Annotated in this window: 28 protein-coding genes and 1 tRNA gene; 26 read left to right on the top strand and 3 right to left on the bottom strand. The window is 59.6% G+C overall.

Annotated elements, in window-relative coordinates; all coding sequences use genetic code 11:
- Positions 1–109 precede the first annotated feature (109 nt).
- Positions 110–745 carry a LysE family translocator gene (locus NTD89_RS23225; RefSeq protein ID WP_262209911.1) on the top strand — a complete coding sequence of 212 codons (636 nt, stop codon included), beginning with the start codon at positions 110–112 and terminating at the stop codon, positions 743–745.
- Between the two features lie 8 nt (positions 746–753).
- On the opposite strand, the gene NTD89_RS23220 is transcribed toward NTD89_RS23225, so the two are convergent.
- Both NTD89_RS23220 and NTD89_RS23215 read right to left on the bottom strand, forming a co-directional pair.
- Complete coding sequence (locus NTD89_RS23220; RefSeq protein ID WP_262209909.1) at positions 754–1,083, bottom strand: hypothetical protein; 330 nt, start codon at positions 1,081–1,083, stop codon at positions 754–756.
- A 94-nt stretch (positions 1,084–1,177) separates the two neighbouring features.
- Positions 1,178–1,262 (bottom strand) — tRNA-Leu (locus tag NTD89_RS23215).
- A 108-nt stretch (positions 1,263–1,370) separates the two neighbouring features.
- On the opposite strand from NTD89_RS23215, the gene queA reads away from it, so the two are divergent.
- The 6 genes from queA (at position 1,371) to NTD89_RS23185 (ending at position 7,459) form a co-directional block, all read left to right on the top strand.
- Positions 1,371–2,435 (top strand): tRNA preQ1(34) S-adenosylmethionine ribosyltransferase-isomerase QueA, encoded by a 1,065-nt coding sequence (queA, locus tag NTD89_RS23210; protein WP_262209908.1) that lies wholly within the window; start codon positions 1,371–1,373, stop codon positions 2,433–2,435.
- 5 nt (positions 2,436–2,440) lie between these two features.
- Complete coding sequence (gene tgt, locus NTD89_RS23205) at positions 2,441–3,556, top strand: tRNA guanosine(34) transglycosylase Tgt (RefSeq protein ID WP_003175976.1); 1,116 nt, start codon at positions 2,441–2,443, stop codon at positions 3,554–3,556.
- Positions 3,557–3,599: 43 nt separating this feature from the next.
- Positions 3,600–3,938: a preprotein translocase subunit YajC gene (gene yajC, locus NTD89_RS23200; RefSeq protein ID WP_003175975.1), complete on the top strand. Its 339-nt coding sequence runs from the start codon at positions 3,600–3,602 to the stop codon at positions 3,936–3,938.
- Between the two features lie 62 nt (positions 3,939–4,000).
- The gene (gene secD, locus NTD89_RS23195; RefSeq protein ID WP_262209906.1) at positions 4,001–5,869 is read left to right on the top strand and encodes a protein translocase subunit SecD; all 1,869 of its coding nucleotides are present in this window, start codon (positions 4,001–4,003) and stop codon (positions 5,867–5,869) included.
- A 9-nt stretch (positions 5,870–5,878) separates the two neighbouring features.
- Complete coding sequence (gene secF / locus NTD89_RS23190; RefSeq protein ID WP_262209904.1) at positions 5,879–6,793, top strand: protein translocase subunit SecF; 915 nt, start codon at positions 5,879–5,881, stop codon at positions 6,791–6,793.
- Between the two features lie 123 nt (positions 6,794–6,916).
- Entirely contained in the window at positions 6,917–7,459 is a 543-nt protein-coding gene (locus NTD89_RS23185) for a glycine zipper 2TM domain-containing protein (protein WP_015885750.1), read from the top strand.
- Positions 7,460–7,663: 204 nt separating this feature from the next.
- Here NTD89_RS23185 and suhB read toward each other — a convergent pair whose 3' ends face one another.
- Positions 7,664–8,479: an inositol-phosphate phosphatase gene (gene suhB / locus NTD89_RS23180; protein ID WP_003175971.1), complete on the bottom strand. Its 816-nt coding sequence runs from the start codon at positions 8,477–8,479 to the stop codon at positions 7,664–7,666.
- A 145-nt stretch (positions 8,480–8,624) separates the two neighbouring features.
- Between suhB and trmJ the strand changes: the two genes are divergently transcribed.
- The 19 genes from trmJ (at position 8,625) to der (ending at position 25,393) form a co-directional block, all read left to right on the top strand.
- Positions 8,625–9,395, top strand: a complete 771-nt coding sequence (trmJ, locus tag NTD89_RS23175; RefSeq protein WP_003210307.1) for a tRNA (cytosine(32)/uridine(32)-2'-O)-methyltransferase TrmJ — start codon at positions 8,625–8,627, stop codon at positions 9,393–9,395.
- Positions 9,396–9,397: 2 nt separating this feature from the next.
- Positions 9,398–10,180, top strand: a complete 783-nt coding sequence (gene cysE, locus NTD89_RS23170) for a serine O-acetyltransferase (RefSeq protein WP_242199879.1) — start codon at positions 9,398–9,400, stop codon at positions 10,178–10,180.
- 298 nt (positions 10,181–10,478) lie between these two features.
- Entirely contained in the window at positions 10,479–10,970 is a 492-nt protein-coding gene (iscR, locus tag NTD89_RS23165) for a Fe-S cluster assembly transcriptional regulator IscR (protein ID WP_003194020.1), read from the top strand.
- A 50-nt stretch (positions 10,971–11,020) separates the two neighbouring features.
- Complete coding sequence (locus NTD89_RS23160; RefSeq protein ID WP_017530022.1) at positions 11,021–12,235, top strand: IscS subfamily cysteine desulfurase; 1,215 nt, start codon at positions 11,021–11,023, stop codon at positions 12,233–12,235.
- Between the two features lie 99 nt (positions 12,236–12,334).
- Positions 12,335–12,721, top strand: a complete 387-nt coding sequence (gene iscU / locus NTD89_RS23155) for a Fe-S cluster assembly scaffold IscU (RefSeq protein ID WP_003175965.1) — start codon at positions 12,335–12,337, stop codon at positions 12,719–12,721.
- 28 nt (positions 12,722–12,749) lie between these two features.
- Entirely contained in the window at positions 12,750–13,073 is a 324-nt protein-coding gene (gene iscA / locus NTD89_RS23150) for an iron-sulfur cluster assembly protein IscA (RefSeq protein WP_003209680.1), read from the top strand.
- An 8-nt stretch (positions 13,074–13,081) separates the two neighbouring features.
- The gene (hscB, locus tag NTD89_RS23145; protein ID WP_242199880.1) at positions 13,082–13,603 is read left to right on the top strand and encodes a co-chaperone HscB; all 522 of its coding nucleotides are present in this window, start codon (positions 13,082–13,084) and stop codon (positions 13,601–13,603) included.
- A gap of 48 nt (positions 13,604–13,651) precedes the next feature.
- Positions 13,652–15,514: a Fe-S protein assembly chaperone HscA gene (gene hscA, locus NTD89_RS23140; protein WP_262209901.1), complete on the top strand. Its 1,863-nt coding sequence runs from the start codon at positions 13,652–13,654 to the stop codon at positions 15,512–15,514.
- A gap of 3 nt (positions 15,515–15,517) precedes the next feature.
- Complete coding sequence (gene fdx, locus NTD89_RS23135) at positions 15,518–15,859, top strand: ISC system 2Fe-2S type ferredoxin (RefSeq protein WP_015885743.1); 342 nt, start codon at positions 15,518–15,520, stop codon at positions 15,857–15,859.
- Between the two features lie 14 nt (positions 15,860–15,873).
- A complete protein-coding gene (gene iscX, locus NTD89_RS23130) occupies positions 15,874–16,074 on the top strand; it encodes a Fe-S cluster assembly protein IscX (RefSeq protein ID WP_003238461.1) in 201 nt (66 codons plus the stop codon).
- Positions 16,075–16,166: 92 nt separating this feature from the next.
- Positions 16,167–16,592, top strand: a complete 426-nt coding sequence (gene ndk, locus NTD89_RS23125; protein WP_003175956.1) for a nucleoside-diphosphate kinase — start codon at positions 16,167–16,169, stop codon at positions 16,590–16,592.
- Between the two features lie 29 nt (positions 16,593–16,621).
- On the top strand, positions 16,622–17,770 hold the full coding sequence (gene rlmN, locus NTD89_RS23120; RefSeq protein WP_005791178.1) for a 23S rRNA (adenine(2503)-C(2))-methyltransferase RlmN: 1,149 nt from the start codon (positions 16,622–16,624) through the stop codon (positions 17,768–17,770).
- Between the two features lie 12 nt (positions 17,771–17,782).
- The gene (gene pilW / locus NTD89_RS23115; RefSeq protein WP_262209899.1) at positions 17,783–18,541 is read left to right on the top strand and encodes a type IV pilus biogenesis/stability protein PilW; all 759 of its coding nucleotides are present in this window, start codon (positions 17,783–17,785) and stop codon (positions 18,539–18,541) included.
- A complete protein-coding gene (locus NTD89_RS23110) occupies positions 18,541–19,539 on the top strand; it encodes a helix-turn-helix domain-containing protein (RefSeq protein WP_262209898.1) in 999 nt (332 codons plus the stop codon). The genes pilW and NTD89_RS23110 overlap by 1 nt, the downstream gene beginning before the upstream one ends.
- Positions 19,540–19,541: 2 nt before the next feature.
- Positions 19,542–20,651, top strand: a complete 1,110-nt coding sequence (gene ispG / locus NTD89_RS23105) for a flavodoxin-dependent (E)-4-hydroxy-3-methylbut-2-enyl-diphosphate synthase (protein ID WP_025859271.1) — start codon at positions 19,542–19,544, stop codon at positions 20,649–20,651.
- Positions 20,652–20,672: 21 nt separating this feature from the next.
- Positions 20,673–21,962, top strand: coding sequence for a histidine--tRNA ligase (gene hisS, locus NTD89_RS23100; RefSeq protein WP_106578273.1), 1,290 nt, complete (start codon positions 20,673–20,675; stop codon positions 21,960–21,962).
- A 65-nt stretch (positions 21,963–22,027) separates the two neighbouring features.
- Positions 22,028–22,645: a tetratricopeptide repeat protein gene (locus tag NTD89_RS23095; RefSeq protein ID WP_177410102.1), complete on the top strand. Its 618-nt coding sequence runs from the start codon at positions 22,028–22,030 to the stop codon at positions 22,643–22,645.
- Entirely contained in the window at positions 22,638–23,789 is a 1,152-nt protein-coding gene (gene bamB, locus NTD89_RS23090) for an outer membrane protein assembly factor BamB (protein ID WP_145164194.1), read from the top strand. Before NTD89_RS23095 ends, bamB begins: the two co-directional genes overlap by 8 nt.
- A gap of 134 nt (positions 23,790–23,923) precedes the next feature.
- Positions 23,924–25,393, top strand: a complete 1,470-nt coding sequence (der, locus tag NTD89_RS23085) for a ribosome biogenesis GTPase Der (protein ID WP_122489126.1) — start codon at positions 23,924–23,926, stop codon at positions 25,391–25,393.
- Positions 25,394–25,498 lie beyond the last annotated feature (105 nt).

Genomic DNA, 25,498 nt, shown 5'->3' with positions numbered 1-25,498 from the left:
TCTCTTTTTTTGTTTATGTGTATGACGTTTTGCTCGCGGATCTGTATCTAACGGCCTGCTTTTCATCGCCCTACCATGGTGCCCAGCACAACTCTTAAGGAGCGACACCATGCCCGAACTGTCCAGCTGGCTAGCCTACGGCCTGATCTCACTCGGCATGGTACTCACGCCCGGGCCGAACATGATTTACCTCATTTCCCGCTCGATTTGCCAGGGGCGTACGGCCGGGTTGATTTCGCTGGGCGGCGTTGCGTTGGGGTTTGTGGTTTACATGCTGTGCGCGGCATTGGGGATTACCGCGTTGGTGATGGCGGTGCCGTTTGCCTACGACGCGCTGCGGCTCGGCGGTGCGTTGTACCTGGTGTACCTGGCCTGGCAGGCGGTCAAGCCGGGTGGCCGTTCGCCGTTTCAGGTTCGGGATTTGCCCCAGGACCGCCCGCGCAAGCTGTTCATGATGGGCTTTGTGACCAACCTGCTGAACCCCAAAGTGGCGGTGATGTATTTGTCGTTGCTGCCGCAGTTTATCGACCCTAACGGGCATGGCAGTGTGTTGACGCAATCGCTGGTGTTGGGCTTTACGCAGATTGCCATCAGCGTGAGCGTCAACTCGGTGATTGCCGTTATGGCGGGCTCCATCGCGGTGTTCTTCGTCACCCGCCCAGGTTGGCAGGTGGCGCAGCGCTGGGTGATGGGCTCGGTGCTGATGGGGTTGGCGGTGCGGATGGCGGTTGAAGGGCGGCGGTAAGTTGCGCGTCACAGGATGGCTTTCAGGTAGTCCTTGAGTGCGTTGAGCGGGGCGTCGAGTGCTTCAAGTGTTGGCGCTTGGCGCACGTCCACCGCGAGCCGTTGCAGCTCACGCCCCATCACCGTGTTTGGGCCGCCCAGGGAGTCGAGTGCTAACGTCAGGCATTCATCAAGCTTGAGCCGAATCGCGGCCAAATCCCCCTGACGCACCAACAACCCGAACACCTCGCGCTCATACCCATCCATGACCAGGTCATCGCGCAGAATCGGGCTCGCGCCATCGGTCTCGTGCACCAGCTTGAGAGCAAAAAGGGCAACAGCTTCCAGCGTCAATTCCATGGTCCCGGCTCCTTAACGTCTGCGTTCGCCTGTGCCTGCTCACTTTTTCACAGGCGAAAAAAAAGACCTTGAATTTCAAGGTCTTTCTTTAAGATGGTGCCCCGAGGGAGACTCGAACTCCCACTCCTTTCGAAAACGGATTTTGAATCCGCCGCGTCTACCAATTCCGCCATCAGGGCTCAATGGCGGCGAAGTATAGAGATGAGATTACCGTTGGTCAATCACGTTTCATGGTCTATTTTCACTATTTCCGCTAGACTTCCCGGCCCTGCTAGACGAACCCCATCATGCGCGTTGCTGACTTTACTTTTGAGCTCCCTGATTCGCTGATCGCTCGCCACCCTTTGGCCGAGCGTCGCGCCAGTCGACTGCTGACCCTGGACGGGGTGAGCGGTGCCCTCGCACACCGTCAATTCACTGATTTGCTTGAGCATTTGCGCCCAGGCGATCTGATGGTGTTCAACAATACCCGGGTGATTCCGGCACGGCTGTTTGGCCAGAAAGCGTCCGGCGGCAAGCTGGAAATTCTGGTCGAACGGGTGCTCGACAGCCATCGTGTGCTGGCCCATGTGCGCTCCAGCAAGTCGCCGAAACCGGGTTCGAGCATCCTCATCGATGGCGGTGGCGAGGCCGAGATGGTCGCGCGCCATGACGCGCTGTTTGAGCTCAGGTTCGCCGAAGAGGTGTTGCCGCTGCTGGAGCGCGTCGGCCATATGCCGTTGCCTCCTTATATAGACCGCCCCGACGAAGACGCGGACCGCGAGCGCTATCAGACGGTGTACTCGCAGCGCTTGGGCGCTGTTGCCGCGCCGACGGCCGGGCTGCATTTCGACCAGCCGCTGCTGGATGCGATTGCTGCCAAGGGCGTCGAGAGCGCCTACGTGACCCTGCACGTGGGGGCCGGCACGTTTCAGCCGGTGCGTGTGGATAACATCGAAGACCACCATATGCACAGCGAGTGGCTGGAAGTCAGCCAGGAAGTCGTGGATGCAGTGGCCGCGTGCAAGGCGCGCGGCGGTCGTGTTGTTGCTGTCGGCACCACCAGCGTACGTTCGCTGGAGAGTGCGGCGCGTGATGGCGTGCTCAAGCCGTTCAGCGGCGACACCGATATCTTTATTTTCCCGGGCCGGCCGTTTCATGTGGTCGATTGCCTGGTCACCAACTTCCATTTGCCGGAATCCACGCTGTTGATGCTGGTGTCGGCATTTGCCGGTTACCCGGAAACCATGGCCGCTTATCAAGCTGCCATCGCCAACGAGTACCGTTTTTTCAGCTACGGTGATGCGATGTTTATCACCCGAAACCCTGCGCCGACTGCTCCTAAAGAAGCGGGCCCTGAGGAACAACTATGAGTCGTATGTCGTTTGAATTGTTGGCCACGGATGGCAAGGCTCGTCGTGGTCGCCTCACGTTTCCGCGCGGCACCGTCGAAACCCCGGCCTTCATGCCCGTGGGCACCTACGGCACCGTCAAAGGCATGCTGCCGCGTGACATCGTCGCCACCGGCGCCGAGATCATCCTCGGCAACACCTTCCACTTGTGGCTGCGCCCGGGCACGGAAGTGATCAAGAAGCATGGCGACCTGCATGACTTCATGAAGTGGCAGGGCCCGATCCTCACCGACTCCGGTGGTTTCCAGGTGTTCAGCCTGGGCGCCATGCGCAAGATCAAGGAGGAGGGCGTGACCTTCGCCTCGCCGGTCGACGGGTCCAAGGTGTTCATGGGCCCGGAGGAGTCGATGCAGGTGCAGCGCGACCTGGGCTCCGACATCGTGATGATCTTTGACGAATGCACGCCGTACCCGGCGGACGAAGACGTGGCGCGTATCTCTATGGAGCTGTCGCTGCGTTGGGCTCAGCGTTCGAAGAATGCCCACGGCGACAACACCGCGGCGCTGTTCGGTATCGTTCAGGGCGGCATGCACGAAAGCCTGCGCAAGCGCTCGCTGGAAGGCCTGGACAAGATCGGCTTTGACGGCCTGGCCATCGGCGGTTTGTCGGTGGGTGAGCCCAAGCACGAGATGATCAAGGTGCTGGATTACCTGCCGGGCCTGATGCCGGCTGACAAACCTCGTTACCTTATGGGCGTTGGCAAACCGGAGGATCTCGTAGAGGGTGTGCGCCGCGGTGTGGACATGTTCGATTGCGTGATGCCAACCCGTAATGCCCGCAATGGGCATCTGTTCATCGATACAGGCGTGCTGAAGATCCGTAACGCGTTCCATCGCCATGATGATTCGCCGCTGGATCCCACCTGTGACTGCTACACCTGCCAGAACTTCTCGCGCGCTTATCTGCACCATCTGGACAAGTGCGGGGAAATGCTGGGTAGCATGTTGAATACCATCCACAATTTGCGTCACTACCAAGTCCTGATGGCTGGTTTGCGCGAGGCTATTCAACAGGGTACATTGGCCGCCTTCGTCGATGCCTTCTATGCCAAGCGCGGGCTCCCTGTGCCGCCCTTGGACTGAGTTTTCCGACCCTAAGATTCACTATTTGCAACTGGAGTGCTAAATGAGCTTTTTTATCTCTAATGCCATGGCTGACGCCGCTGCGCCTGCCGCTGCCGGCCCTATGGGCGGTGGTTTTGAGTGGATTTTCCTGGTCGGCTTCCTGGTCATCTTCTACCTGATGATCTGGCGTCCACAGGCCAAGCGCGCCAAAGAGCAGAAAAACCTGCTGGGCAGCCTGCAAAAAGGCGACGAAGTTGTGACCACTGGCGGCATCGCCGGCAAGATCACCAAGGTTTCCGATGCTTTCGTGGTTCTGGAAGTCTCCGACACCGTAGAAATGAAGTTCCAGAAGGGCGCCATCGCCGCCACGTTGCCAAAAGGCACGCTCAAAGCGATCTGAGTAACAACCTTTACCAATCGACGGGGCGCGCAAGGCGCCCCGCGTTATAAGCGGGCGGCGTGATGCTGAACAAATACCCTCTGTGGAAATACGTACTGATCCTGGCGGTGCTGGCGATCGGTTTTATTTATTCCGCTCCCAATCTTTATCCTGATGACCCTGCGATCCAGATCACGGGCGCCAGCACTTCGCTGCAAGTCAATCAGGCTGACCTGGAACGCGCGAGCAAAGCGCTCACCGATGCGGGCATTCAGGTTAAAGCGGCAACATTGGCGGCTGATGCGAAGGGCGGCTTGTTGCGCCTGACCAAGGCAGAAGACCAATTACCGGCCAAAGACGTTGTGCGCAAGGTCATGGGTGACGACTACGTTGTCGCGCTGAACCTGGCACAGACCACGCCAAAATGGCTGCGCAGCATTGGCGCGCACCCGATGAAGCTGGGTCTGGACTTGTCCGGTGGTGTGCACTTCCTGCTGGAAGTCGACATGGACAAAGCCCTCGACGCACGCCTGAAAGTCTACGAAGGCGATGTGAAGAGCCTGCTGCGCAAAGAGAAGTTGCGTTATCGCAGCCTGCCGCAGCTCAACGGTGCCATCCAGCTGGGCTTCTCTGACGAAACGTCCCGCGAACAGGCCCGTGCGCTGATCCGCAAGAACTTCAACGATTTCGACATCGTGCCGGCCGACCTCAATGGTCAACCTGTACTGCGTCTGGCGATGACCCCAGCCAAGCTGGCGGAAATCCGCGAATACTCCATCAAGCAGAACTTGACCACGGTACGTAACCGCGTCAACGAGCTGGGTGTGGCTGAGCCGATTGTTCAGCGTCAAGGCGCCAACCGCATCGTGGTCGAGTTGCCGGGCGTGCAGGACACTGCTGAAGCCAAGCGTATCCTGGGTAAGACCGCCAACCTGGAGTTCCGTCTGGCTGCTGAGCCGGGTGCTTCTCGCGCGACTGCCGAAGAATTCGAGTTCCGTGAAGGTAATCGTCCTCCAGCGCTGATCGAGCGTGGCTTGATCATCACCGGCGACCAGGTCACCGATGCCAAGGCTGGTTTTGGCGAGCACGGCACGCCTGAAGTGAACATTCGTCTGGATGGTCACGGCGGCGAACTGATGAGCCGCGCCACGCGCAGCAACGTTGGTCGCAGCATGGCGGTGATCTTCATCGAGCAGCGCCCGATCACCACCTACACCAAGCAAATGGTCAACGGCGTCGAGAAAGACGTGCCGGTGCAGACCTTCAAGGAAGAGAAGAAGATCATCAGCCTGGCGACCATCCAGTCGCCACTGGGTGCTCAATTCCGCATCACGGGCCTGAACGGCCAGGGCGAATCGTCCGAGCTGGCACTGCTGCTGCGTGCCGGTGGCCTGGCGGCGCCGATGTACTTCGCTGAAGAGCGCACCATTGGCCCGAGCCTGGGTGCCGACAACATCACCAAGGGTATCGACGCGGCCTTGTGGGGCATGCTGTTCGTGTCGCTGTTCATCATTGCCATCTACCGCTTCTTCGGCATCATTGCCACCGTGGCCCTGGCGGGCAACATGGTCATGCTGCTGGCGCTGATGTCGCTGCTGGGCGCTACACTGACCCTGCCAGGTATCGCCGGTATCGTGCTCACCATGGGCATGGCGGTAGACGCTAACGTACTGATCTTCTCGCGGATTCGTGAAGAGATCGCGGCGGGCATGACCGTACAGCGTGCAATCAACGAAGGCTTCGGCCGGGCATTTACCGCGATTCTTGACTCCAACTTGACCACTTTGCTGGTCGGCGGGATTCTCTTTGCCATGGGCACCGGCCCGGTCAAAGGTTTTGCGGTCACCATGTCCCTCGGTATCTTTACCTCGATGTTCACGGCCATCATGGTGACCCGCGCAATGGTCAACCTGATCTTTGGCGGGCGTGACTTCAAGAAGTTGTGGATTTAAGGGGCTGCCATGTTACGTACAATCAACTTCATGGGCGTTCGCAACATTGCGTTCGGCGTCACTGTGCTCCTTACTGTTCTGGCGCTGTTCAGCTGGTTCCATAAGGGCCTGAACTACGGTCTGGACTTCACCGGCGGTACGCTCATCGAGCTGACCTACGAGAAGCCGGCCGACGTTACCCTGGTGCGCAACGAGCTGGTCAAGGCCGGCTATCACGAAGCCATCGTGCAGAGCTTTGGTGCAACCACCGATCTGCTGGTGCGTATGCCAGGTGAAGACCCGCAACTGGGTCACCAGGTAGCCGAAGCCTTGCAGAAGGTCGGCGGCGACAACCCGGCGTCGGTCAAGCGCGTTGAGTTCGTAGGCCCGCAGGTGGGTGAAGAGCTGCGCGACCAGGGCGGCCTCGGCATGCTGATGGCGCTGGTCGGCATCATGATCTACCTGGCGTTCCGCTTTCAGTGGAAGTTCGGCGTCGGCGCGATTGTGTCGCTGATCCACGACGTGATCGTGACCGTGGGCATCCTCGCGTACTTCCAGGTCACCTTCGACCTGACGGTGTTGGCGGCAGTGCTGGCGATCATTGGTTACTCGCTCAACGACACCATCGTGGTATTCGACCGGGTGCGTGAAAACTTCCGCGTACTGCGCAAGGCGTCGCTGATCGAGAACATCAACGTCTCGACCACCCAGACCCTGCTGCGGACCATGGCGACATCGATCTCCACGTTGCTGGCGATTGCTGCGCTGATGATCTTCGGTGGCGACAACCTGTGGGGCTTCTCCCTGGCGCTGTTCATCGGCGTTCTGGCGGGCACCTACTCGTCGATCTACATCGCCAACGTGGTGCTGATCTGGCTGAACCTCAACAGCGAAGACTTGATCCCTCCTGCCGCTACCGGCAAGGAGGTCGACGACCGCCCTTGATGGGCGCTTGTTGACACGCTGTTACAAAGAAGGCGCGAGTATTGAACTCGCGCCTTTTTTTTTGCTCCAAGGCTGGGTATAGCGCGGACGTTTCGGTCCGCTTGTGATGGTCAGGAGGTTCACGTGAACAAGTCGTTGCTGGTTGGTGCGGTATTGGGTGCTGTCGGTGTGACTGCCGGGGGTGCTGTTGCCACCTACAGCCTGGTAAAAAGCGGCCCTGAGTATGCGCAAGTGCTGGCGGTGCAGCCGGTGAAAACCCAGATTAAAACCCCGCGCGAGGTCTGCAAGGACGTCGCCGTAACCCGGCAGAAGCCGGTGCAGGATCAACATCAAATCGTCGGCACTGTGGTGGGTGCGCTGGCCGGTGGCCTGTTGGGCAACCAGGTCGGTGGCGGTAATGGCAAGAAGCTGGCGACTGTAGCCGGTGCGGTGGGTGGTGGTTACGCCGGTAACAAGGTTCAGGAAGGCATGCAGAACCGCGATACCTACACCACCACGCAAACCCGGTGTAACACCGTCAACGACATCAGCGACAAGGTTGTCGGCTATGACGTGCGGTACACCCTGGATGGCAAGGAAGGTTCGGTGCGGATGGACCGTGACCCAGGTGGTCAGATCCCGGTCGACAAGGAAGGGCGCTTGGTGCTGGGCCAGAACCAGCAGTAATCCAAGGCCTGGCATAATTCAAAATGTGGGAGGGGGTTTGTCTCCCGATAGCGCTACATCAGTTAATGAATTTGTGACTGGTCCACGCAGTCGGGGGCAAGCCCCCTCCCACATTTGATCTGTTGTGTTGCTGGTGTTTGAGTTCGCACCAAATGCCAGGCATAAAAAAAGCACCCCTCGGGGTGCTTTTTTGTGCTCGCTCGCTTAGCGCTTCAGCGAAGCCGGCAGGTGCGGCTGGATCGCCGTCAGTACTGCCTTGAAGCATTTGGTGTTGCCGGCAACGACGTGGCCTTTCTCAAGGAAGTCGTGACCGCCGGTGAAGTCGCTCACCAAACCGCCAGCCTCTTGAATCAGCAGGGCGCCTGCGGCCATGTCCCACTCGGACAGGCCCGACTCCCAGAACGCGTCAAAACGGCCGGCAGCCACATAGGCCAAGTCCAGGCTGGCTGCGCCAGCGCGACGGATACCGGCGGTCTGGCCAACCAGGGCGCGGAACATGCCCAGGTAGTTTTCCAGGTTGTCCATCTGGTCGTCACGGAACGGGAAGCCCGTGCCCAGCAGGGCACCGTCCAGGCTGGTGCGACCGCTGACACGCAGACGACGACCATTCAGCTGGGCGCCACGGCCGCGGCTGGCGGTGAATTCTTCCTGGCGAACCGGGTCCAGAACCACTGCGTGTTCCAGGCGGCCGCGGTATTTGCAGGCAATGCTCACGGCAAAGTGTGGAATGCCGCGCAGGAAGTTGGTGGTCCCATCCAGTGGGTCGATGATCCACAGGTAGTCTTCGCCTTCGCCGCTGCCTTTGTGCAAACCGGTTTCTTCGCCGAGGATGCCGTGGGTAGGGTAGGCCTTGCGCAGAGCGTCGATGATTTTCTGTTCGGCGGCGCGATCCACCTCGGACACATAATCCTTGGCGTCTTTTTCGTCGACCTTGATGGTATCCAGGCGCTCGATGGAGCGGAAGATCAATTCACTGGCGCTGCGGGCGGCGCGCAGCGCGATATTCAGCATGGGCTGCATGGATGTGTCACCTAAGGTTGTTAAAGAAAGCCGGGCATTCTAGCAGAAACTTTCTTCAGGTGAAGGACGACGTTAGCTTTCATGGCATAACCTTAGGCTGTTCTGTAAGATTTGCTCCCCTTTCCCGTGTCCGAGAGCGCCTCCCTTGCTGCAAAACATTCGTGTCGTTTTGGTCAATACCAGTCATCCCGGCAACATCGGCGGGGTGGCGCGAGCCATGAAAAACATGGGGCTGACGCGCCTGGTGCTGGTCGAGCCGCGCGTGTTCCCGCACCACGAGGCCGATGCCCGTGCCTCCGGCGCCAACGACATCCTGGAAAAAGCCCAGGTTGTCGCTACCTTGGAAGACGCCTTGGTCGGCTGCAACCTGGTGCTCGGCACCAGCGCCCGCGACCGTCGCATCCCCTGGCCACTGCTGGATCCGCGCGAGTGCGGCACCAAGGTAGTGGAAGAAGCTGCCGGCGGTGCAGAAATCGCCTTGGTGTTTGGCCGTGAAGACTCGGGCCTCACCAATGAAGAGCTGCAGCGATGTCATTACCACGTGCACATTCCATCAGACCCTGAATTCAGTTCGCTGAATCTCGGGGCGGCGGTGCAGGTATTGAGTTATGAAGTGCGCATGGCCTGGCTGGCCGCTGAAGGTCAGCCGAGCAAGGTAGAAAAGGATGAAGTCGCGTCGACCAAGAGTGGCGAACTGGCCACGATGGACGAGCTGGAGCGATTCTATGAGCACCTGGAGCAAACCCTGGTGGCCATCGAATTTCTCGATCCGGAAAAACCACGGCACTTGATGGCACGCCTGCGTCGCTTGTACGGGCGCAGCTCGGTCAGCCGAGCAGAAATGAATATATTGCGTGGCATCCTCACGGAAACCCAGAAAGCGGCCCGTGGCGAGCTGCTTAAGCGGAAGGATTAAAAATGTTCGAGCGTTTGCGAGAAGATATCCAGAGTGTTTTCCACCGTGACCCGGCGGCGCGCAACGCCTTTGAAGTGCTGACCTGCTACCCGGGCATGCACGCGATCTGGATTCACCGCCTGTCCGGCGCGTTGTGGGGCATGGGCTGGAAATGGCTGGCGCGCGTGGTGTCGAACTTCGGCCGCTGGTTGACCGGGATCGAGATTCACCCGGGCGCCAAGGTGGGGCGTCGCTTCTTTATCGACCATGGCATGGGCATTGTGATTGGCGAGACCGCCGAAATCGGTGACGACGTGACCTTGTATCAAGGCGTGACCCTGGGCGGTACCACCTGGAATAAAGGCAAGCGCCACCCGACGCTGGGTGATGGCGTGGTGGTAGGGGCGGGCGCCAAGGTGCTCGGCCCCTTTACGGTGGGTGCCGGTGCCAAAGTAGGCTCCAACGCCGTGGTGACCAAGGCCGTACCGCCTGGCGCCACCGTCGTGGGCATTCCGGGGCGGATCATCGTCAAACCGGAAGTCGGCGATGAGCAGGAAGCCAAGCGCAAGGCCATGGCTGAAAAGATCGGCTTCGACGCCTACGGCGTCAGCGAAGACATGCCTGACCCCGTGGCGCGTGCCATTGGGCAGTTGCTAGACCACTTGCAGGCAGTCGACGGCAAGCTGGACGGCATGTGCGGCGCGTTGAAGGAGTTGGGCAGCAACTATTGTGCGAAAGATCTGCCTGAGCTGCGTGAAGAAGACTTTGCCGAGATCAAGAGCGAGGCCGCCACCAAGGCTGGCTGAGTCTTAAGGTCGGTAAAAATCTCCTGTGGGAGCTGGCTTGCCTGCGATAGCGGTCTGCCAGCCACCCTTTCGTACTGATCCACCGCTTTCGCAGGCAAGCCAGCTCCCACATCTGATCTCCATTGTTCTTGGCATGAGGCTTTGGCCCCGTTCCCGCTGTTCGATCCCGCCCCATCCTGCTATGATTCGCGCGCCCTTTTTACGGGTAATCCTGACTAAAGTACTAGGTCTTATAGTTGACTTAAATACTCGGGAATCGCATACTTGCTCCCATTCTGAAACACCTTGGTACTTGTCCATGAGACTGACTACAAAAGGCCGATACGCGGTAACCGCCATGCTTGACCTGGCCTTGCACGCGCAAACTGGGCCGGTGTCCCTGGCCGATATCTCCGAGCGCCAAGGCATTTCCCTGTCCTACCTCGAGCAGCTGTTTGCCAAATTGCGCCGTAGCAACTTGGTTTCCAGCGTACGTGGGCCGGGTGGCGGCTACCAACTGTCCCGCGACATGCAGGGCATTCAGGTAGCCCAGGTGATCGACGCGGTCAACGAATCCGTCGATGCCACCAAATGCCAGGGTTTGGGTGATTGCCACGCCGGCGACACCTGCCTGACGCACCACTTGTGGTGTGACTTGAGCCTGCAGATCCATGAGTTTTTGAGTGGTATCAGCTTGGCTGATCTTGTGACTCGCCGTGAGGTGCAAGAAGTAGCCCAGCGTCAGGACCAGCGCCGTTGTAACACCAAGGCGCCGCGTCTGGACAAGATCGAAGCGTCCGCCGTCGAGTGACAGCCGCAGAGCTAACGGCACGCCAGCCAGCCTGATTTAGGAGAAAGTCCATGAAATTGCCGATTTACCTTGATTACTCAGCGACCACCCCGGTTGATCCGCGTGTCGCGCAAAAGATGAGCGAATGCCTGCTGGTTGACGGAAACTTCGGCAACCCGGCCTCCCGTTCCCACGTGTTCGGCTGGAAAGCCGAGGAAGCGGTCGAGAACGCTCGTCGCCAGGTGGCTGACCTGGTGGGCGCCGACCCACGCGAAATTGTCTGGACCTCTGGTGCTACCGAGTCCGACAACCTGGCAATCAAGGGCGCGGCGCATTTCTACGCGACCAAAGGCAAACACCTGATCACCACCAAGATTGAGCACAAGGCTGTCCTCGACACCATGCGCCAACTGGAGCGTGAAGGTTTTGAGGTCACCTACCTCGAGCCAACCACCGACGGCATCGTCACCCCGGCCATGATCGAAGCCGCGCTGCGTGAAGACACCATCCTGGTTTCCGTGATCCACGTGAACAACGAAATCGGCACCATCAACGACATCGCGGCCATCGGCGAGCTGACCCGTTCCAAGGGCATCCTGCTGCATGTCGACGCGGCTCAGTCCACCGGCAAGGTCGACATCGACCTGTCGAAACTGAAAGTCGACCTGATGTCGTTCTCCGCCCACAAGACTTACGGTCCTAAAGGCATCGGCGCGCTGTACGTGAGCCGCAAGCCTCGCGTGCGCATCGAAGCCACCATGCACGGCGGCGGTCACGAGCGCGGCATGCGTTCCGGCACCCTGGCGACCCATCAGATCGTCGGCATGGGTGAAGCCTTCCGTGTAGCCAAAGAAGACATGGCTGCCGAAAACGTGCGCATCAAGGCTTTGAGCGATCGCTTCTACAAGCAGGTCGAGAACCTTGAAGAGCTGTACATCAACGGCAGCATGACCGCCCGTGTACCGCACAACCTGAATTTGAGTTTCAACTACGTCGAAGGCGAGTCGCTGATCATGGCGCTCAAGGACCTGGCGGTTTCGTCCGGTTCGGCCTGCACCTCGGCCTCGCTTGAGCCTTCGTACGTGCTGCGCGCCCTGGGCCGCAACGACGAACTGGCACACAGCTCGATCCGCTTTACGTTCGGCCGTTTCACCACCGAAGAGCAAGTCGACTACGCCGCGCAGAAAGTCTGCGAAGCCGTCAACAAGCTGCGCGTTCTGTCGCCGCTGTGGGACATGTACAAAGACGGTGTCGACATTTCCAAGATCGAGTGGGCGGCACACTAAATATAGAAGCCGCCACCCAAGCTCTGTAGGAACGTGGCGGAAAACGCAGGCGTTTTTACAGGGTTCCAGAGCGGCCCTGATGAGTGAGGATTCAGTACCATGGCTTACAGCGAAAAGGTCATCGACCACTACGAAAACCCGCGCAACGTCGGCAAGATGAACGCGGAAGACCCTGATGTCGGCACTGGCATGGTCGGCGCTCCGGCGTGCGGCGACGTTATGCGCCTGCAGATCAAGGTCAACGACGCTGGCGTTATCGAAGACGCCAAGTTCAAGACCTACGGCTGCGGTTCCGCCATTGCCTCAAGCTCCCTCGCGACCGAGTGGATGAAAGGCAAGACCCTGGATGAGGCTGTCACCATCAGCAACACCCAGCTGGCCGAAGAACTGGCCCTGCCGCCAGTGAAAATTCACTGCTCCGTACTCGCAGAAGACGCCATCAAGGCGGCCGTTCGCGACTACAAGCAGAAGAAAGGCTTGATCTAAGCATTTGGCGACGAGTAAGGAGTCAACGATGGCTATCAGCATGACAGAAGCGGCTGCGCAGCACATTCGCCGCTCCCTGAATGGGCGCGGTAAAGGTGAGGGGATTCGTCTGGGTGTTCGCACCACGGGCTGTTCCGGCCTTGCCTACGTGCTGGAGTTTGTCGACGAGGTGGTCGAAGAGGATCAGGTGTTCGAAAGTCACGGCGAGAAAGTGATCATCGACCCTAAAAGCCTTACCTACCTGGACGGCACCGAGCTCGATTTCGTCAAGGAAGGGTTGAACGAAGGCTTCAAGTTCAACAACCCAAACGTACGCGGTGAATGTGGCTGCGGCGAAAGCTTCAACATCTGAGGCTATCTGTGGGTACTCCTTGTCATTTCGCTTTATTCGAGCTGCAGCCGAGCTTTCGGCTGGACCTCGAGCAGCTTGCCACGCGCTACCGAGAATTGGCGCGTGGCGTGCATCCGGACCGCTTCGCTGACGCTTCCGAGCGTGAGCAACGCCTGGCGCTGGAGAAGTCGGCCAGCCTCAATGAAGCCTATCAGACGCTTAAAAGCCCCCCGAAACGCGCGCGTTACCTGCTCGCGATGAACGGTGGCGAGTTGCCGATTGAAGTCACGGTGCACGACCCGGACTTCCTGATGCAGCAGATGCAGTGGCGCGAAGAACTCGAAGACTTGCAGGACGAAGCCGATGTGGCCGGTGTCGCAGTCTTCAAGCGCCGTCTGAAAATGGCCCAGGATGAGCTCAACGAAAGCTTCGCAGCCTGTTGGGATGATGCAGCGCAACGTGAACAGGCCGAACGCCTGATGCGGCGCATGCAGTTCCTCGACAAGCTCACCTACGAAGTGCGCCAGCTAGAAGAGCGCCTCGACGATTAACCCAGTGCTGCCCGTGCACGCCTGATAGACAGATAAGACCTGATTACCATGGCCCTACTGCAGATCGCCGAACCCGGCCAAAGCCCTCAACCGCACCAGCGTCGCCTGGCGGTCGGGATTGACCTGGGCACCACCAATTCCCTGGTCGCCGCCTTGCGCAGCGGCCTGTCCGAGCCGCTGCCCGATGCCGATGGCCAGGTTATCCTGCCGTCGGCCGTGCGCTATCACGCTGACCATATTGAAGTTGGTGAGTCGGCCAAGCTGGCGGCGTCCTCCGATCCTTTGAACACTGTGCTGTCGGTCAAGCGCTTGATGGGTCGTGGTCTGTCCGACGTCAAGCAATTGGGTGACCAGCTGCCGTATCGCTTTGTCGGCGGCGAATCGCATATGCCATTCATCGACACCGTCCAGGGCCCCAAAAGCCCGGTGGAAGTGTCGGCCGATATCCTCAAGGTGCTGCGCCAGCGCGCGGAAACGACCTTGGGCGGCGAACTGGTCGGCGCGGTGATTACCGTGCCTGCGTATTTTGACGACGCTCAGCGCCAAGCCACCAAGGACGCGGCGAAACTCGCCGGTCTGAACGTGCTTCGCCTGCTCAATGAGCCGACGGCGGCCGCTGTGGCCTATGGGCTGGATCAGCACGCCGAAGGCCTGGTTGCGATTTACGACCTGGGCGGCGGCACCTTTGATATTTCGATCCTGCGCCTGACTGGTGGTGTGTTCGAAGTGCTGGCCACCGGTGGCGATACCGCCCTGGGCGGCGATGACTTCGATCACGCCATTGCCGGTTGGATCATCACCAGCGCCGGCTTGTCCGCCGACCTGGACCCGGGCGAGCAGCGGCATTTGCTGCAAACCGCCTGTGCGGCCAAAGAAGCGCTGACTGACGCCAACTCTGTCGATGTTTCCTACGGTTCCTGGTCGGCCCTGCTGACGCGCGAAGCCTTCGACGCGCTGATCGAGCCAATGGTCGCTCGCAGCCTTAAAGCCTGTCGCCGTGCTGTGCGGGATTCCGGCGTTGAGCTGGAAGACGTGGCTGCCGTGGTCATGGTCGGCGGTTCGACCCGTGTGCCGCGTGTGCGCGAAGCCGTTGCTGAAGCATTTGGTCGCCAGCCGCTGACTGAAATCGATCCGGATCAAGTCGTCGCCATCGGTGCTGCAATCCAGGCCGATACCCTGGCCGGCAACAAGCGCGACGGTGGCGAATTGCTGCTGCTCGACGTGATCCCGTTGTCCCTGGGGCTGGAAACCATGGGCGGCCTGATGGAGAAGGTGATTCCACGCAACACCACCATCCCCGTTGCCCGCGCCCAGGACTTCACCACGTATAAAGATGGCCAGACGGCCATGATGATTCATGTGCTGCAAGGTGAGCGCGAGCTGATCAGCGACTGCCGTTCCCTGGCGCGCTTTGAATTGCGCGGCATTCCGGCGATGGTAGCCGGTGCGGCGAAAATCCGCGTGACCTTCCAGGTTGACGCCGATGGTCTGCTCAGCGTGGCTGCGCGTGAGCTGGGCTCAGGCGTAGAAGCCAGCATCCAGGTCAAGCCGTCCTACGGCCTGACCGACGGCGAAATCGCCAAAATGCTCAAGGACTCGTTCCAGTACGCCGGTGACGACAAAGTCGCTCGCGTGCTGCGTGAACAGCAAGTCGATGCGCAGCGCCTGCTTGAGGCCGTGCAAGGCGCTCTCGATACCGATGGCGAGCGCCTGTTGGACGCCGAAGAGCGCATGGTCATCGACCTGCAGATGCAGGAGCTGGCCGAACTGATGAAAGGCAACGATGGTTACGCCATCGAGCAGCAGACCAAGCGCCTGTCGCAAGTGACTGATGCCTTTGCCGCCCGCCGCATGGATCAGACGGTGAAAGCCGCACTGGCCGGGCGCAACCTGAATGAAATCGAGGAATAATTAATGCCGCAGGTCATTTTTCTGCCACACGCCGAGCATTGCCCGGACGGTATGGTCGTGGAGGCTGAGACCGGCAAGTCCATCCTCGAAGTTGCCCATGACAACCACATCGAGATCGAGAGTGCCTGCGGCGGTGTTTGCGCCTGCACCACCTGCCACTGCGTGATTCGCGAGGGTTTCAACTCGCTTGAAGAGGCGGATGAGCTGGAAGAAGACTTTCTGGACCGCGCGTGGGGCCTTGAAGCAACTTCTCGCCTAAGCTGTCAGGCAAAGGTTGGGACTGAAGACATCACCGTCGAAATTCCGAAATATTCCCTCAACCATGCGGCCGAAGCACCGCATTGATTCAAGGAAATGTCATGAGCCTGAAATGGGTTGATGTACAAGAAATCGCTATACAACTTGCTGAAGCCCACCCTGAGGTCAATCCTCTGACGGTCAACTTCGTCAAGCTGCGCAATCTGGTGATGGAGCTGCCGGACTTTGACGACATCCCCGACCGGGGTGGCGAAAAGGTTCTGGAGGCGATTCAAGGCCTGTGGATCGAAGAAGCAGACTGAGCCGCCTTATTACGCAGTTAGGCAATACCCAATAACCCGCGTATAATTCGCGGGTTTAATTTTTCGTAAATTACCGTTTCTGGAGTTACACCATGGCTGTTCAACGTACTTTCTCCATCATCAAGCCTGACGCTGTTGCAAAAAACGTCATCGGCGAGATCACCACTCGTTTCGAAAAAGCCGGCCTGAAGGTTGTAGCTTCGAAACTCAAGCAACTGTCCAAAGCTGAAGCTGAAGGCTTCTACGCTGAGCACAGCGCTCGTGGTTTCTTCGGCGACCTGGTTGCCTTCATGATCTCCGGTCCTGTTGTTGTTCAGGTTCTGGAAGGCGAAAACGCTATCGCTCTGAACCGTGAGCTGATGGGCGCTACCAACCCTAAAGAAGCTGCTGCCGGCACCATCCGTGCTGACTTCGCTGAGTCCATCGACGCCAACGCTGTTCACGGTTCGGACTCCGAAGCCGCTGCTGCTCGCGAAATCTCGTACTTTTTCGCTGCTACTGAAGTAACCGCTCGCTAAGCATCGGCTTAAAGAGTGAGGGTGAATCCATGACTACATCGACTGTTAAAACCAACCTGCTGGGTCTGACTCAGCCGGAAATGGAGAAATTCTTCGACTCAATCGGGGAGAAGCGTTTCCGTGCCGGTCAGGTAATGAAGTGGATTCACCACTTTGGCGTCGACGATTTCGACGCCATGACGAACGTCAGCAAGGCCCTGCGCGACAAGCTCAAGGCCATTGCTGAGGTCCGTGGTCCCGAAGTGGTCAGCGAGGACATCTCCAGCGACGGCACCCGTAAGTGGGTGGTGCGCGTGGCGTCCGGCAGCTGCGTCGAGACCGTCTACATTCCCCAGGGCAAGCGCGGCACGTTGTGCGTTTCGTCCCAGGCAGGCTGTGCCCTGGACTGCAGTTTCTGCTCCACCGGCAAGCAAGGCTTCAATAGCAACCTCACTGCCGCCGAAGTCATCGGCCAGGTGTGGATTGCCAACAAATCCTTTGGCAGCGTCCCGGCAACCGTCGACCGTGCCATCACCAACGTGGTGATGATGGGCATGGGTGAGCCGCTGCTGAACTTCGACAACGTTATTGCGGCCATGCATTTGATGATGGACGACTTGGGCTACGGCATTTCCAAGCGCCGTGTGACCCTGTCGACCTCGGGCGTGGTGCCGATGATCGATGAGCTGGCCAAGCACATCGACGTCTCTCTGGCGTTGTCGCTGCACGCACCCAATGACGCATTGCGTAACCAATTGGTGCCGATCAACAAGAAGTATCCGCTTAAGATGCTGCTCGAATCTTGCCAGCGTTACATGGCGACCTTGGGCGAGAAGCGTGTGCTGACCATTGAGTACACCATGCTCAAGGACATCAACGACAAGGTTGAGCACGCCGTCGAGATGATCGAGTTGCTCAAGAACACCCCGTGCAAGATCAACCTGATTCCGTTTAACCCGTTTCCACATTCTGGCTACGAGCGGCCGAGCAACAATGCTATCCGCCGTTTCCAGGATCAACTGCACCAGGCCGGCTACAACGTCACCGTACGCACCACTCGTGGTGAAGACATCGACGCCGCCTGTGGCCAATTGGTAGGGCAGGTGATGGACCGCACCCGCCGTAGCGAACGTTATATCGCCGTGCGCGAACTTAACGCCGCCGAAGATTTGCCGCAAATTGCTGTGAATCGAATCTGAGAGAGGATCTCTATGCCCTTGCGCCTTGCGCTGCTTTTGCTAGTTACCGGCCTCGCGGCCGGTTGTGTTTCATCGGGCCATGACAGCCCGTTGCAGACGGGTAAAGGCCGTGACGAGGCGCGAGTTGCCTATGTGCAACTGGGTTTGGGTTATTTGCGACAAGGCATGAGCGAGCAGGCCAAGGTGCCGTTGAAAAAGGCCCTTGAGCTGGACAGCGACGATGCCGACGCGAATGCCGCGCTGGCTTTGGTGTTCCAGGCCCAGGCCGAGCCTGAGTTGGCCAATCAATATTTCCAAAAAGCCTTGGCCTCGCGTCCTGCCGACCCTCGGCTGCTGAACAATTACGGCAGCTTCCTGTTCGAGCAGAAACGTTATGACCAGGCTTCCCGTTACTTCCAGCAAGCCTCTGCCGACGCCCTCTACCCGGAGCGGTCGCGGGTGTTCGAGAACCTTGGGGTCACCTCGATGCGCCTCGGCCAGCGCGACAGCGCGCGCCAGCAGCTGGAAAAAGCCCTGCATTTGAACAGTCGTCAGCCACGCGCGTTGCTCGAAATGGCTGAGTTGTCTTACGAAGACAGGCATTATGTGCCGGCACGTGACTATTACGAGCGTTTTAGCCTGCTCAGCGGGCAAAATGCACGTAGTCTATTGCTCGGTGTGCGGCTGGCGACGGTTCATGATGAACGCGACACCGCAGCACGTTTTGGCCAGCAACTCGAACGACTCTATCCCGGTACGCCGGAATATCAGCAATACCTGTCGGAGCAATGATGAAAGCGGCGCACCCGGAAGTTGTAGCAGCTAATCGCGTAAACCCAGGCGAGACCTTGCGTCAGGCCCGCGAAAGCAATGGTTGGTCGCTGGCAGAAGTGGCCCTCAAGCTCAATTTGACCACGACTTCCCTGGGCAACCTGGAAGCCGGCGCGTTCGACAAGCTGCCTGGGCATACCTTCGCCCGCGGCTATATCCGCGCTTATGCCAAGTTGCTGGGCATTGACCAGACCGTGCTGGTCCAGGAATTCGACCAATTTACCGGCACCGACTCTCAGGGCAGCAATGTGCATGGCCTGGGTCGCATCGAAGAGCCGGTGCGGGTTTCCCACACGATTTTGCGAATTGTCAGCCTGTTGCTGCTGATTGCCGTGATCGGCGGCGGTTTCGTCTGGTGGCAAGACCAGACCTCCCAGCGCAGCAAGGACCTGACCAGCAACGCCATGGAGCACGTCGAAGTCGAAAGCGCCGACGGCACCACCCAGATTCACCCGCTGGACGAGCCGGAAGACCAGGCCGTTGCCGAAGGGCAAGCCGCGCCAGAAGCACCGGCCACCATCGAGCAGCCCGCGCCGGAAGCGGGTACTGCAGCGGCGACTGCTGCCGTGCCGACTCCAGCCGTACCGGCGGTCCCGGCCGCGCCAACTGCCCAGGCCCATACCCCAGCCGCTGCCGCACAGGCTCCAGCGACCACCGCGCCAGCTGCACCGGCAGCGCCGACCGTTGCGCCGCCTGCTGCGCCTGCGTTGGTCGCTGGCGACGGGCATATCCAGATTACCTTCGTCGCTGACTGCTGGACGCAAGTCACCGATGGCAACGGCAAAGTGCTGTTCAGCGGTTTGAAGCGTAAGGGAGATACGCTTGACCAAGGCGGCAAGCCTCCTTTGACGCTGCGTCTGGGCTTTGCCCGTGGCGCGCAAGTGGCCTACAACGGCCAGCCTGTGGACGTAGCGCCGTTCACCAGTGGCGAGACCGCTCGCCTCAAGTTGGGACAATAGTCATGCACGGCGAATCTCCAATCAAACGTCGCGTATCGCGCAAGATCTGGGTCGGCTCAGTGCCGGTGGGTGGCGACGCCCCCATCGCGGTACAGAGCATGACCAACAGCGACACCAATGATGTCGCCGCCACCGTCGCCCAGATCAACCGTCTGGAAGCCGCCGGCGTAGACATCGTGCGGGTTTCCGTGCCGGACATGGATGCTGCCGAAGCCTTCGGCCGCATCAAGCAGCTGGTCAAGGTGCCGCTGGTTGCCGACATTCACTTCGATTACAAAATCGCCTTGCGTGTTGCCGAATTGGGCGTCGATTGCCTGCGCATCAACCCGGGCAACATCGGTCGCGAAGACCGTGTGCGCGCAGTGGTGGATGCTGCCCGTGATCGCGGGATCCCGATCCGCATCGGCGTCAACGCCGGCTCCCTGGAAAAAGACCTGCAAAAGAAATACGGCGAACCGACCCCGGCCGCGCTGGTTGAGTCGGCGCTGCGCCACGTTGAACACCTTGAACGCCTGAATTTCCAGGACTTCAAGGTCAGCGTAAAGGCTTCCGACGTGTTCATGGCGGTAGAAGCCTACCGCCTGCTGGCTAAGGAAATCGTGCAGCCGCTGCACCTGGGTATCACTGAAGCGGGCGGTTTGCGCTCAGGCACAGTGAAATCTGCGGTGGGTCTCGGTATGCTGCTCGCCGAAGGGATTGGCGATACTATCCGCATCTCCCTGGCGGCGGACCCGGTAGAGGAAGTGAAGGTCGGTTACGACATTCTCAAATCCCTGCATTTGCGTTCCCGTGGCATCAACTTCATTGCCTGCCCGAGCTGCTCGCGGCAGAACTTCGACGTGGTGAAAACCATGAACGAACTGGAAGGGCGCCTCGAGGACTTGCTGGTGCCACTGGATGTTGCGGTGATTGGCTGTGTGGTTAACGGCCCGGGTGAAGCCAAAGAGGCGCACATCGGCCTGACTGGCGGTACGCCGAACCTGATTTACATCGACGGCAAGCCGTCGCAGAAGTTGACGAATGACAATCTGGTGGATGAGCTCGAAAGACTGATCCGCGAGAAAGCGGCCGAGAAGGTCGCGGCTGACGCAGCGCTGATCGCGCGCGGCTAAGAACGAATTTAAGGATTAGATGTGAGCAAGTCTCTGCAAGCCATTCGTGGCATGAACGACATCCTGCCGGAGCAGACGCCGTTGTGGCGCTACTTCGAGAGCACGGTCGCGCGCCTGCTGGATAACTACGGTTACAAGCAGATCCGCATGCCGATCGTCGAATTCACCGAGCTGTTCAAGCGCTCCATCGGTGAAGTGACCGACATCGTCGAAAAAGAGATGTACACCTTTGAAGACCGCAACGGCGACTCCCTGACCTTGCGTCCGGAAGGCACCGCAGCGTGCGTGCGCGCTGTGCTCGAGCATGGCATCACGGGTGGCGGCCAGACCCAGAAGCTGTGGTACATCGGCCCGATGTTCCGCCACGAGCGCCCGCAGAAAGGTCGTTACCGCCAGTTCCACCAGATCGGCTGCGAAGTCTTCAACTTGGATGGCCCGGACATCGACGCCGAGCTGATCGTGCTGACCTGGCGCCTGTGGGGTCAACTGGGTATCCGCGACGCGGTCAAACTTGAACTCAACAGCCTGGGCACCAGCGAATCCCGGGGCCGCTATCGCGAAGCCCTGGTCGAGTACCTGTCCGCTCACCTGGACAAGTTGGATGAAGACAGCCAGCGCCGTCTGAAAACCAACCCGTTGCGTGTACTGGATACCAAGAACGCCGACACCCAGGCCGTACTGGTCGATGCGCCGAAAATGGCCGACTACCTGGACGACGAATCGCGCACGCATTTCGAGGGCCTCAAGGCTCGTCTGGATGCGGCCGGTATTCCCTACGTGATCAACCCGAAACTGGTGCGCGGCCTCGATTACTACAGCAAGACCGTCTTCGAGTGGGTCACCGACAAACTCGGCGCCCAGGGCACCGTGTGTGCCGGTGGTCGCTACGACGGCCTGGTTGAGCAAATGGGCGGCAAGCCGACCACGGGCGTGGGCTTTGCCATGGGCATCGAGCGGCTGATCCTGCTGCTCGAAACCCTGGAGCAGGTTCCGGAAGAAATTTCCCGTCAGGTGGACGTGTACCTGTGCGCCTTTGGCGAGGCCGCCGAACTGGCAGCCCTGGCCCTGAGCGAGAAGGTACGCGACCAACTGCCGAACCTGCGCCTGCAGGTCAATGCCGGCGCCGGCAGTTTCAAGAGCCAGTTCAAGAAGGCCGACAAGAGCGGTGCGCTGTATGCACTGATCCTCGGCGATGACGAACTGGCCCAGCAAGTGATAGGTTTCAAACCCCTGCGTGGCCAGGGCGAGCAACAGAACATTGCCTTTGATGCGCTTGCCGCGCACTTGGCCACCTGCGTCGTGCAGGGTTGAAGCTGTCGAACAGCCGAATTTAGCGATTAAGGAGTATTGGGGTGTCGAGTACTGATGATGAGCAGATGGCCGAGTTCAAGGACTGGTGGCAGCGTAACGGCAAGCCCCTGGTTACCGGCGGTCTGCTGGCTTTAGTGGTGGTGTTCGGCTGGCAAGCCTGGCACAAGTATCAGGCCAACCAGTCCCAAGGCGCCTCGGTCCTCTATCAGCAATTGCTGGAAACCACGCTCACGCCGGACGGCAAGCCTGATCCTGCCCAGGTTGCAGACCTGGCCGGCAAGCTCAAAAGCGAATTCGGCGGTAGCACCTACGCCCAATACGGCAGCCTGTTCGTCGCGAAAGTCGCGGTCGACACCGGCAAGCTGGATGACGCCGCAACCGAGCTGAAGGCCATTGCCGACAAGCCGACCAACCCGACCCTGGGTGAAATCGCACGTCAGCGCCTGGCACAGGTATTGGCGGCACAGAACAAGGCTGACGAAGCACTCAAACTGCTCGACGGCGATGCTGACAAGGCATTTGTGGCCACTCGTGAAGAGCTCAAGGGCGACCTGTTGGTCCAATTGGGTCGTACCGACGAAGCCCATGCTGCGTACCAAAAAGCCAAGGCGGCGCTGTCTGATGAAGCGGCAGTCGGTGGCTTACAAATCAAGCTGGACGACTTGGCCAAAGGGGATGCGTGACGTGATCCGTTGGAAACATGCAGCATTGCTGGCTCTGGCCGTTCTGGCCGCGGGTTGCAGCAGCAACAGTAAAAAAGAACTGCCTCCGGCCGAGCTGACCAGCTTCAAGGAAGAAGTGGTCCTGCAAAAGCAGTGGAGCCGCTCCGTCGGTGATGGCCAGGGCGACCTGTACAACCTGCTGCAGCCGGCAATCGACGGCGAAAACATTGTGGCCACTGACTCCACTGGCGTGATCATGGCCATGGATCGCATGAATGGCGACGTGAAGTGGAAGAAAGACCTCGAGCTGCCGGTTTCCGGTGGCGTGGGTGTCGGCTACGGCATGGTGCTGGTCGGTACGCTCAAAGGCGACGTGGTTGCTCTGGACTCGGCGACGGGCGAAGAGAAATGGCGCGCTCGCGTGACCAGTGAAGTGCTCGCAGCGCCTGCCACCAACGGCGATGTCGTGGTGGTGCAGACCCAGGATGACCGTGTGATCGGCCTGGACGCCGCCACCGGCAACCAGCGTTGGCTGTACGACAGCACCCCTGCGGTGTTGACCCTGCGCGGTACCAGTGGTCCGATTGTGACCAACAACCTGGCCGTTGCAGGCCTGTCGACCGGTAAAGTGGTCGCCCTGGATACCCAGAACGGCGTACCGGCCTGGGAAACCCGCGTGGCAATCCCTCAAGGTCGTTCCGAACTGGATCGCGTTGTGGACATCGACGGCGGCTTGCTGCTGTCGGGTGAAACCATTTACGTGGCCACCTACCAGGGCCGTGTCGCTGCGCTGGACCTGCAAAGTGGCCGCATCAACTGGCAGCGTGATGCCTCCAGCTATGCCGGTGTCGCCCAAGGGTTTGGCAGCGTCTACGTAAGCCTGGCGTCCGGCACCGTTGAAAGTGTCGACGAGCGTTCCACCACTGCACTGTGGAGCAACGACTCTCTGGCCCGCCGTCAACTGTCGGCCCCGGAAGTGTTCTCCAGCTACGTAGCGGTAGGTGACTTCGAAGGTTACCTGCATCTGCTGAGCCAGGTGGACGGTCGTTTTGTCGGCCGCGAGCGTATCGACAGCGACGGCCTGCGTGCCCGTCCGCTGGTCGTGGGTAACATGCTTTACGTGTATGGCAACAGCGGCAAGCTGGAAGCCCTGACCATCAAGTAAGAACTATGCTTGGGGTAAAACCCAGGCGGCCCCGCTTCGGCGGGGCATGCGGCATTTGAATATGCTGCCCCGAGCACCAGCCGCTGCCTTGCAGCGGCTTTTGTATTTTCTGAAATAACGAAGTGGAGAGCCGCATGGTTCCCGTAATCGCCCTGGTGGGCCGACCTAACGTCGGCAAGTCCACCTTGTTCAACCGCCTGACCAGGACTCGCGACGCCATCGTCGGCGACTTGTCCGGTCTGACCCGTGATCGCCAATACGGTGAGGCAAAGTGGCAAGGGCGCTCCTACATTATTGTCGACACCGGTGGTATCTCCGGTGACGAGCATGGCATGGACGAAAAGATGGCCGAGCAGTCGCTGCTCGCTATCGAAGAAGCCGATGTCGTGTTGTTCCTGGTGGACGCCCGCGCGGGCTACACCGCTGCCGACCAGATGATTGGCGAGCACCTGCGCAAGCGCAACAAGCGTTCCTATTTGATCGCCAACAAGATCGATAACATCGATCCTGAGGCGGCCCGCGCCGAGTTCAGCCCGATGGGCCTGGGCGACGCGATCCCGGTCGCCGGCGCTCACGGTCGCGGTATCACCCAGATGCTGGAAATCGCCCTGCGCGACTTCCCTAAGGATGACGCCGAGGAAGAAGAGGGCGAGGAAGAGATCGTCGCCGAAGGTGAGGAAGCCAAGCGCATTCCTGGCCCGAGCGAAAAAGACGGTATCAAGATTGCCATCATCGGCCGCCCGAACGTTGGCAAGTCGACCCTGGTTAACCGCATGCTCGGTGAAGACCGGGTAATCGTTTATGACCAGCCCGGCACCACCCGCGACAGTATCTACATCCCGTTCGAGCGTAACGACGAGAAGTACACGCTGATCGACACCGCCGGTGTGCGCAAGCGCGGCAAGATCCACGAGGAAGTTGAAAAGTTCTCGGTGGTCAAAACCCTGCAGGCGATCAAAGACGCCAACGTGGTGATCTTCGTGATGGACGCCCGCGAAGGCGTGGTGGACCACGACCTCAACTTGCTGGGCTTTGCCCTGGAAGCCGGTCGCGCCCTGGTGATCGCGATCAACAAGTGGGACGGCATGACGCCGAGCGAGCGAGATTTCGTCAAGATCGAGCTGCAGCGTCGCCTGTTCTTTGTTGAATTCGCCGATATCCACTTCATCTCGGCACTGCACGGCACTGGCGTGGGTAACCTCTACGCGTCCGTACAGAACTCGTTCAAGTCCGCGGTCACCCGCTGGCCGACCAACCGCCTGACCCAGATCCTGGAAGACGCGGTTGGCGAGCACGCGCCGCCGATGGTCAACAACCGCCGGATCAAACTGCGTTACGCCCACTTGGGTGGTGCCAACCCGCCGATTATCGTGATCCACGGTAACCAGATCGAGAAGGTGCCTAAGTCCTATGTGCGTTACCTGGAAAACACCTACCGCCGTGTCTTGAAACTGGTCGGTACGCCGATCCGTATCGAGTTCAAAGGTGGCGAGAACCCATACGAAGGCAACAAGAACACACTGACTGACCGTCAGGTGAACAAGAAGCGTCGTTTGATGACTCACCACAAGAAGGCCGACAAGAAGCGCCGCGACAAGAAATAAGCGCCGCTTCACGTTGTCCGCTACACGCTGCAAGACAGGGCTCTTTTTGAGCCCTTTTTTGTGCCTGGTGGATTGCTGGCTTGACCTGCTTGCAGCTTGCAGCTT

The sequence above is a fragment of the Pseudomonas sp. 14P_5.3_Bac1 genome, from assembly GCF_025466135.1.
Taxonomy (GTDB): Bacteria; Pseudomonadota; Gammaproteobacteria; order Pseudomonadales; family Pseudomonadaceae; genus Aquipseudomonas.
Note: the sequence above shows the minus strand (reverse complement) of the source record. Positions and strands in the feature narration are given on the sequence as shown.